Source organism: Microbacterium schleiferi, from assembly GCF_038150145.1.
Classification (GTDB): domain Bacteria; phylum Actinomycetota; class Actinomycetes; order Actinomycetales; family Microbacteriaceae; genus Microbacterium; species Microbacterium schleiferi_B.
The window spans coordinates 1-1105 of record NZ_JBBWSA010000022.1 but is presented as its reverse complement, the minus strand read 5'-3'; the positions used below and the strand labels follow the sequence as shown (position 1 = coordinate 1105).

The 1105-nt window shown below is 66.7% G+C and carries 1 protein-coding gene; it reads left to right on the top strand.

Annotation, left to right across the window (positions count from 1 at the left end):
• Nucleotides 1-114: 114 nt before the first annotated feature.
• Nucleotides 115-1105: IS481 family transposase (locus tag AADH62_RS14535; RefSeq protein WP_341580142.1), on the top strand; the 991-nt coding region annotated here is incomplete at its 3' end.

Below are 1105 nucleotides of genomic sequence, written 5' to 3'. Positions count from 1 at the left end.
TGTGATGTCCAGGGACGTTGTTGCGTGAATCGAGTGTGATCTGCTGACGGACGAAGGCCTCCCGTTGCGAGAGTGGAGCTGTCTAGGAACCGCTCACACACACAGGAGGCCTTCGTGTCCCACGCTAACGCTGCTCTCACCCCGCGTGCTCGGTTGCGGCTGGCAAAGCTCATCGTCGAAGAGCATTGGCCGGTCGGCGCCGCGGCGAAGATGTTCATGACCTCACCGCCGACCGCCCGGAAGTGGGCGGCCCGGTTCCGGGCCGAAGGGCCCGCGGGAATGATTGATCGCTCCAGCCGTCCACGATCGATGCCGTCCAAGACGCCGCCCGCGATGGTGAAACGGATCGTGCGATTGCGGTGGCGTCGACGGCTGGGTCCGGTGCAGATCGCCGGCGAGCTTGGCGTTCCCGCCTCGACTGTCCACGCGGTGCTGGTGCGGGCACGGATCAACCGGCTCAGCCACATCGACCGGGTCACAGGCGAGCCCATCCGCCGCTACGAGCACGACCATCCCGGGTCAATGATCCACGTCGACGTGACCAAGTTCGGCAACATCCCCGACGGCGGCGGCTGGCGCTTCGTCGGCAAGCAGCAAGGCAAGCAGAACAAGCAGCGCGCCGCCCGCGCCGGCGCCGGATACACCGAGAAGGGGCATCCCAACATCGGCACGGCATTCCTGCACACCGTGATCGACGATCACTCCCGCGTCGCCTACGTCGAGATCTGCGCGGACGAGAAGTCCGTCACCGCGATCGGCGTGCTCGAGCGGGCCGTCGCCTGGTTCGCTGACCGCGGCGTCACCATCGAGCGGGTCCTCTCCGACAACGGGTCGGCCTATCGCTCCCACGCCTGGCGCGACGCCTGCACCGCGCTCGGCATCCGGCACAAACGGACCCGCCCCTACCGCCCACAGACCAACGGGAAAATAGAGCGCTTTCACCGCACCCTCGCCGACGGCTGGGCCTACGCCCGCTTCTACCCCTCAGACACCGAACGTCGCGCCGCGCTCCCCGGCTGGCTGCACTTCTACAATCAGCACAGACGCCACTCCGCAATCGGAGCCGCACCCTTCAGCAGACTCAACAACCTGCCTGGACATCACA